Origin of the sequence: Mediterranea sp. ET5 (assembly GCF_023337025.1) — a bacterium.
Classification (GTDB): Bacteria; Bacteroidota; Bacteroidia; order Bacteroidales; family Bacteroidaceae; genus Phocaeicola_A.
Map to the genome: position 1 here is coordinate 1 of NZ_JAMBLN010000037.1, position 7474 is coordinate 7474.

Here is a 7474-nt window from a genome sequence, read left to right on the forward strand (position 1 = left end):
CGAAAACGGCAAATCGGGAAAATATGATGTTAATATCCTGGAAACGGTGTCGTTTTGATAAACGGAACATTCCCCACCTGCACCAGGGATGAAAAACAGCAGGGGGAGGCAAAGAAAAGCCCCTCCCGACCTTCCGGTGAAGGAAAGGGCAGGAGGGGCAGTACAGGGGCCCGGTGAAGGGACGGTGCGTCGGTCTATTTTATCCAGCGCGGGTCGCCCACGTTCCGGTAAGTCAGGTCTTCGTTGCCCAACGTGAAGTCACCGGAGGCGGCGTCCGCGAATTTCGGGTCAGCCTCCGTGGCGACAGTGGCGTGGTCGTCGGCGTGTGCGTTGCCCCACAGGTTCGGGCAGTTGAAGTAGTAGTTGTTGGCATAGGTCTCGGCAGCCTTCAGCTTGTCGGCACGCGCCCATACGCCGGAGTTGGCGTTATTGGGGTTGGCAAGTCCGATGCCGTAGAAGAGGCAGTTCTCCACGGTGAGGGTGCTGCCGTTCTTCTCCACGCGGAAGAGTCCGGTGTTGTTGCCGTCGTCGATGGTGCAGAGGTTGTAGAAGGTGCAGTTGCGGAAGGTGACGGCGGCAGGCACCTGGCAGCGGACGAGCGAGCGGACGCCGTTGCTCAGGGTGGAGTTCGTCACCGTCAGTGCCGTCAGCGCTCCGCCGCGCAGGTCGAATCCGTCGCCGGCATTGTTGGCGATGCCGTCGATGAGCGTGTTGTAGATGGCGATGGTGCCGAAGGTCCCCTTCTTATTATTATAGAGGATGTGCTTCGTCATGTTGCGCACCTCGCAGCCCTCGAGGGTCAGCGTGCCCAGGTTGGCGGCGGCGTCGGTCAGCTCGAGCAGGTTGTCCGTCTCGCCCGCGCCGTCGAACACGAGGTCCGTCAGTGTGAGTGAGCCGACGGCTGTCGCCACGGTGAAGCGTCCCTTGATGACCGCCTTGTTGGCGCGGTCGTAGGAGGCGATGGAGAGCGACTTCGTCAGGGCGTATTCACCCAGCTCGTAGGAGGTCCCGAGCAGGACCAGCTGGTCGCCGTCCTGTGCTGCCTCCAGTGCCTGGACAAGGTCTGCGCCTGCCTCGACGGGTGTCTTGCCGCCCAGGTCGATGGCTGTCTTGAAGCTCACCGTACCCCGGGTGGAGGTGCCGTTCTTCATCACGGCGGTGTAGTCGGTCTCCGGCGTCAGTCCGTCGATGGTGGCGGCACCGGCAGCGATGTCCTCGGGGGTGATGTGGTAGGTGATGTCGCCCGGTGTGAGCGTGATGGTCGTGGCTGTCTCGCCGGCGGGCCAGCGCAGGGTCACGCGGGTCGCCTCGATGTCGTCATTTGCCACTGCCTGGAAGATTTGTTCCGTGCCGGTGGTGAAGGTCGCCCCGACCCACTTGGACTCGGGGATTGCCTCGCCCAGCGCTTTCACACGGACGTAGTAGTCGGTCTCGCCCAGGAGTCCCTCATAGGTGATGGTGGCGTCCGTCACCTCGTCGGTCTTCATCGGCGTCTCTGTGGCGGCGGTCCCCTGATAGAGCTCCACGGTGTAGGAGGTTGCCTTGTTGACGGTGTTCCAGGAGACGGTCACGTCCACCTGGTTTCTGACGCGCGTCTCCAGCTCCGTGGGCGAGAAGAGGCGGTCGTAATCCACGCTCGTCAGCTCGTCGGGAGCGTCCGAGCACGATGCCACTGCACCCAGCAGGAGGCATCCGGCTATATGTTTCAGATAGTTCTTCATAGGTTGTCCTGTTTATTGATAGTTGCTGCTGTTGACGAGCATTCCGTTGCTATTGTCGATAAACGTCTGCCAGATGGGCCAGAACTGGTACTGGTCGGGGTTGTTGACGTAGAGTCCCTCAATCTTGCCTGCCCAGTCGTTCTTCCCTGCCCAGGAGGTGTTCTCGGCATAGCCCAGTGCGGCACCTTCCTCGTCGGTCTGTCCCAGTTCCACGCCGTAGATTTCGACGGTCTCGCCCGCCTTGACGACGTCCCACACGGTGCTCTGCGCCTTGGGCGTGCCGGTCACGGTCTGGTAGTAAATCTTGTCGGGCAGTGCGGCATACTTGCCCTCCTTGTTGAGCAGTTGGGTCATCTCCGCCTTGGCAGCCTCCAGTGTGCTTCCCAGGCGGTTCCAGCGGATGAGGTCCGCCTTGCGCAGCATCTCCCCGCACAACTCCAGTCCGCGTTGTTCGACGATGGCTTCACGGAAGGCGTCCTGGCTGGCGGTGGCAGCTGCGAGACGGGCTTCCGCCTTGTCGGCAGGCAGTGCGCGGTCCAGAATGGGCTTGAGGTAAGGAGCTGCCGCCTGCGGTCCGTCCAGCTCGTTGATAGCCTCGGCAGCCATGAGGTAGACGTCGGCCAGGCGCATGTAGAGCCAGTTGACCCCGTCGTCATTGCTTGAGGTGACGATGCGGTTCATCCACTCGTAGCGGTACTTGCCGAAGTACCATTGGTTGACGGCATTGGGCACCTGCACGCCCTTCTCCCAGAAGTAGGGGACACAGGTGACGTTGCGCCGCTTGTCCTGCGGGTTGTACTTGTAGAAGGCAATCGGTGTGGGGCCGACGGTACCGCCTTTCGCCTGCTTGGTGTACTGGTCGACGTCTTTGTGGAGCACGCCCAGGTCAAAGAGGACACGTCCGCGTCCGGCTGAGAAGGGAATTTCCCAGATGGACTCGTTGCCCGCGGTGACATCGTCCTGACAGAGCCGGCGGAAGGTGTCCTCGAACTCTCCCAGCTGGTTGCAGCCCTGATTGATGATGCTGAGGCACTCCTCTTTCACCACCCGGTACATCTCGGCGGGCGCCAGGCGCGGGTCGTTGCTCAGGCGGATGGTGCCGTCGTTGCGCTGCGAGTAGCCTCCGGCATAGAGTGCCAGACGGGAGCGGAGGGCCTTGACGAACGCCTTGCTCACGCGCTCGGTCGTCCGTGTGGTAGCGGTCTCGTTGGGCCATGCCACGAGCTCCTCGGCGCGTTTGAGGTCGTCAAAGATGAGGCGGGCGTAGATGGAGTCACGGTCCGCCTTGGGCTGGTAGATGGTCTCGGTCGTGATGGGAGCGAAGCGTGCCGGGACGTCGCCCCACGCCTTCAGCAGGTCACAGTAGTAGACGGCGCGCAGGGTCAGCGCCTCGCCCAGCAGCTGCCGGAAGGCAGGGTCCTTGAGGTCGGCATAGTTCTCCAGTCCGCGGATGCACATGTTGGCACGTTCGATGCCTTCGTAGAACTTGGCCCAGGCGTTGTTGTCGGTGTTCATCTGCGTGTTGGTCGTGTTGGGGTTGTAGTTGGAGAGCCGTGCCTTGTCGTCGCCGGTGTTCTCCGACGAGTTGTACCACTCCAGGTCGGTGTTCATTCCGTAATAGACGAGAAAGCGTCCGCGGTAGGAGTTGGTCTCGGCAAACGACTGCAGGATGCCCATGACGGCATCTTCCGCCAGGTCTACGCTGGAGAAGACCACCGTCTCGTCGGTCGAGGAGATGGAGGGTGCGTCCAGGATGTCGTCGCAGGAGGCAAGTGCCCCCGAGCACAGGAGCATCGACGCACAGAGGTATGTTGTCAGTTTCATAGGTCAGTGATTGGTTAACGGTTAGAAATTCAGGTTGAAGCCCACGACGAACGAGCGGCTCTTGGGATAGGCGGAGTAGTCCACGCCCGGGGTCAGGTTGGTCTGTCGGCGGGTGGACACTTCCGGGTCGAAGCCGGAGTAGCCGGTCCAGCAGAAGAGGTTGTAGCCCGTGACATAGAAACGCAGGCTCTCAATCTTCACGCGGCGGGTCACCTCCTGGGGCAGGGTGTAGCCCAGGGTCAGCGTGCTCAGGCGGAGGAAGGAGCCGTCCTCGACTGCCCAGTCGGAGAACACGCTGCTCTTCATGTAGGGCGACCACATGGTGGTGCCTTCGTTCATTGCCGCCAGCTTCTCGGGGTCGTTGCAGAGCGTGCCGTCCTCGTTGAGGTTGGTCCAGCGCTTGCCGCTCTCCATGATGGTGAGCATGTTGCGGTACTTGCTGCCTCCGGTGGTGGTGTATTCGATTTTGTTGGCGTTATAGACGTCGTTGCCGTAGCTCCAGTTGAAGTTGGCGGTCAGGTCGAAGTCGTAGACGCGTGCATTGATGCCGAAGCCGCCGGAGTGTACCGGGTTGGCGTTGCCGATGATTTCGCGGTCGTCGGTGTTGACCACGCCCTCGCCCGTGAGGTCCTTCAGCTTCATGGAGCCGGGACGCAGGTCGCCGATGACGCTGGACGCGTCGACAACCCCTTCCTTCAGCACCCATTTGTGGGTGGTCTCGTCGTAGCCGCTGAAGTCGGACACCTCGTAGCGTCCGTCATGACGGAAGCCGTACATCTCGCCGACTTGTCCGCCGACGGCAATCCAGTAGTCGTCGCCCACGGCGGTCGATGCCCATCCGGAGTCCTGGCCGAAGTCGTTCATGATGCCGAGCGACTTGATCTTGTTCTTGTTGAAGCCGATGTTCGCGTTGAAGCTCAGTCCGAAGTTCGGCTTGTTTATGGCGACATAGTTCACGGTCGCCTCGAAGCCGCGGTTCTCGGTCTCTCCCATGTTGCGGTACTGTGTGTCGTAGCCCGTTCCCGCCGTCGGGAATTCGATGAGAAGGTCCTTTGTCGTGTTCCAATAGTACTCGAGCGAACCGTTGAGGCGTCCGCCCAGGAGGGTGTAGTCGACGCCGAGGTTGCGCGTGATGGTCGTTTCCCACTTCAGGTCCGGGTTCGCCATGGTCTTCGACGGTGCCCAGTAGGACGAGGTGGTGTTCAGCCATCCGGTGGTGTTGGCGCCCCAGGTCTGCACGAGCAGTCCCGTCGGGATGTTGTTGTTGCCTGCGGTACCATAGCTGAAGCGGAGCTTCAGGTCGTCGAGCCAGCCCTGCGTGCCCTCCATGAAGGGTTCGGCGGAAATACGCCAGGCAAGGGCGGCTGAGGGGAAGTAGCCCCACTGGTTGCCGTCGCCGAACTTGGAGGAGCCGTCGGCACGGAAGGTAGCGGAGAAGAGGTACTTGCTGTCGTAGTCGTAGTTCACACGCCCGAAGAAGGAGAGGAGGATATCGTTGGGGTTGTAGAAGTCCTTGATTTCATAGGCGTCGCCCTGGGTCGTCAGCTTGAAGCAGTCGTCGGCGTCGAAGCTGGTGGGGAAGCCGTGGACGGTGTTGGTCATCACCTTCTCCTTCTCGATGATGTACTCCTGACCTGCCATGAGGTTGAGGTGATGCCGGCTGTCCTTGCCCAGCACGCCGGCAAAGTCGTAGCTCACGGTGTTCGTGTTACGGAAGGTCGAGCGGTCGGTGCCCGTGAGGATGATGGCAGGCTTCTCCTTGTTCTCCTCCGTGGGTGTGTTCTTTACATAATAGGTAGAGAGGCCGTAGAAGCGGTTGTCCTGGTTGTCGTAGGTGTCGTATCCGAACTCCGTCTTGAAGCGGAAGTCCTTGAAGATTTCCCAGGCGAAGCTGCCTGCCATGTTGAGTGTGGAGCGACGTTGGCGACGGTCGGTGTCGCGGATGGACTCCAGGGGGTTGTAGAGGTTGAAGCTCGGGTCGGTCTCACCGCCTGCCACCGATGCGTCGGAGAGTCCCTCCACGGGGAACGGCGTGTAAATCATGGCGTGCTTCAGGCGGGCGTCGCTCGACGAGGTGGAGCTCTGCTCGTTCATGCCGCCGCCGTTCACCTTGCGCTTGGCATAGCGGACGGAGAAGTCGAGGTCGACGTTCTTGACCGGATTCACGTTGAGCTTGAGACTGAGGTTGTCGCGGACGAAGTCGGACATCTGCATGATGGCCTTGTCGTCGATGTGTGCGTAGTTGAACGAGAACTTCATCTTCTCCGAGCCGCCTGTTATGCTCAGGCTGTGATTGAACGTGTGGCCCGTGCGACCGAAGACGATGTCCTGCCAGTCGTTCGTCTCGACATCGTCGTAGAGGTCGATGTCCTGCCAGTTGCCGAAGTACTTGCTGTACTGCTCGGGATTGATTTCATCGGGCTTCGTCTGGTTGTCCAGCATCGCCAGCTCGTACTGCCAGCGTGCGTAGTCGCCGGCGCCCATGACGTCAAGGCGGTCCGCCAGCTTCTTAAAGGAGATGTAGGCGTTGTAGTTCACGCTGATTTTCCCCTCCTTGCCGCTCTTTGTCGTGACGATGATGACGCCGTTGGCTCCGCGCGAACCATAGATGGCAGTAGAGGACGCATCCTTCAGCACGGTGATGTCCTCGATGTCAGTAGCCGGGATGTCGCTGATGGACTCGACGGGGAATCCGTCGACAATGAACAGAGGGTCGTTGCTCTGGGTGATGGAGCCGCCACCGCGGACTCGGATCTTCATTTCCGCATCGGGCGAACCTTCCGTCGTGGTAATCTGCACGCCGGCGAGCTTGCCCTGCATCGCCTCGACGGCGGAAGCCACCGGAACGCCCACCAACGCCTCTGCGTCGACCGTGGCAACGGACCCGGTGATGTCCTTCTTTTTCACAGAGCCGTATCCGATTACGACCACCTCTTCAAGGTTCTGTGCGTCCTCGCGCAGGACTACGTTCAGTGGAGCATTTTTACCCTTCTCCACGGGGATTTCCTGGGACAAGTACCCGATGTACGAAAAGACGAGCACACTCCCCGCGGGCACGTTCGCGAGCTTGAAGTTGCCGTCGAAATCCGTTATGGCGCCGGTCTTGGCACCCTTCACTTGTACGCTGACGCCAATCAGCGGCTCGCCCGCCGGGTCCGTCACCGTACCCGTCACGTTCTGCCCCTGTGCGAAAGCGAACAGGCAGACGAGCCCCATCAACAGGGTCACTGCCCATCGTCTTGCATGAACATACTGGTTCATCATAAGCAAAATTTGTTTTTAGATATTAGACTTTATGTTCTGTAAAGTGCCCTTCCGTTCTCCTGCCGACGTTTCCGCACGGCAACAAAGTTTAAAAGAGCGAAGGCAAAATTACTGAAAAAGGCTTAATACGCGGTGGACTATTCGCTCGTTTTGGTGGACTATTTGTATCATACGAAACAAAACACCATGTTATATAACACTTTTTACGTGGCAGACGGGTGCGACGGGCGTTTTCGTTTGTTGGACCGGGCGACCAGACCGGTCGCCCCTACATTTTGAGAAATGTTTTGTGGACGGGGAGGAACGGTTGTGTCATTTTGTCAAAACGTCAAATGAATCGCCTGAGAATGCCCGTGGTTGCACCAAAATACGGATTGGTGACCGGGAAAGGAATTTTCGGGCGGTTTGTGTTTTTTACATTGACGGAGTTTTCGTCGTTTTCCTTTCCTTCTGTATCCTTTTCTTCTTCCTGTGTTCCCTTCCGTCGGTCTTTTCACACGGATGGACGCAATTTCACACATCGGAAATCGTGCCTCTTCGGTCTCTAAAAAATGGGGACCGGTGGGTGTTTTCGTACGGACGCGTCGGTACGACGGTGCGGACACGTCGGTACGACGGTAGTCGTTCGTCCGTACGAAGCCAATCACAGGTGCTTTTGAGCGTGG

Annotated in this window: 3 protein-coding genes; all 3 read right to left on the bottom strand. The window is 59.6% G+C overall.

Annotated elements, in window-relative coordinates; all coding sequences use genetic code 11:
• Window positions 1–194 precede the first annotated feature (194 nt).
• The 3 genes from M3087_RS14205 to M3087_RS14215 are packed head-to-tail and all read right to left on the bottom strand — an operon-like array spanning window position 195 to window position 6806.
• Complete coding sequence (locus M3087_RS14205) at window positions 195–1721, bottom strand: DUF5123 domain-containing protein (protein ID WP_249096822.1); 1527 nt, start codon at window positions 1719–1721, stop codon at window positions 195–197.
• A gap of 12 nt (window positions 1722–1733) precedes the next feature.
• Complete coding sequence (locus M3087_RS14210; protein WP_249096824.1) at window positions 1734–3545, bottom strand: RagB/SusD family nutrient uptake outer membrane protein; 1812 nt, start codon at window positions 3543–3545, stop codon at window positions 1734–1736.
• Between the two features lie 21 nt (window positions 3546–3566).
• Window positions 3567–6806, bottom strand: coding sequence for a SusC/RagA family TonB-linked outer membrane protein (locus tag M3087_RS14215; protein WP_249096827.1), 3240 nt, complete (start codon window positions 6804–6806; stop codon window positions 3567–3569).
• Window positions 6807–7474: the final 668 nt, after the last annotated feature.